The sequence below is a fragment of the Brucella tritici genome, assembly GCF_008932295.1.
Lineage (GTDB): Bacteria > Pseudomonadota > Alphaproteobacteria > Rhizobiales > Rhizobiaceae > Brucella > Brucella tritici.
The window spans coordinates 1-245 of sequence record NZ_WBWA01000123.1 but is presented as its reverse complement, the minus strand read 5'-3'; the positions used below and the strand labels follow the sequence as shown (position 1 = coordinate 245).

Below are 245 nucleotides of genomic sequence, written 5' to 3'. Positions count from 1 at the left end.
TTTGTTGGCATTTCATTCAAATGCTTCGAATTTCAATAATCATCGATAGTTATATTTTTCTTTGGGAAGTCTGCAATAAAATGGGAACAAATTTATGAATCCATGCAATCTGCTGACGATGCCGGACCATTTCTCAGGAAAGACAACATTCCGAAAACGCCTTGAGCTGCCCAGCACGGCTGGGAAATCCCAACCTTGAGACCGAAGCGCTGTGCATCCGTCCAGATTTGCGGTGCTTCTGCAAA

1 pseudogene is annotated in these 245 nt (G+C 43.7%); it reads right to left on the bottom strand.

Annotated features, from left to right (window positions below):
* Positions 1-113: 113 nt before the first annotated feature.
* Positions 114-245 (bottom strand): annotated as a pseudogene (locus F9K91_RS25720) (autoinducer binding domain-containing protein); the annotation flags it as partial.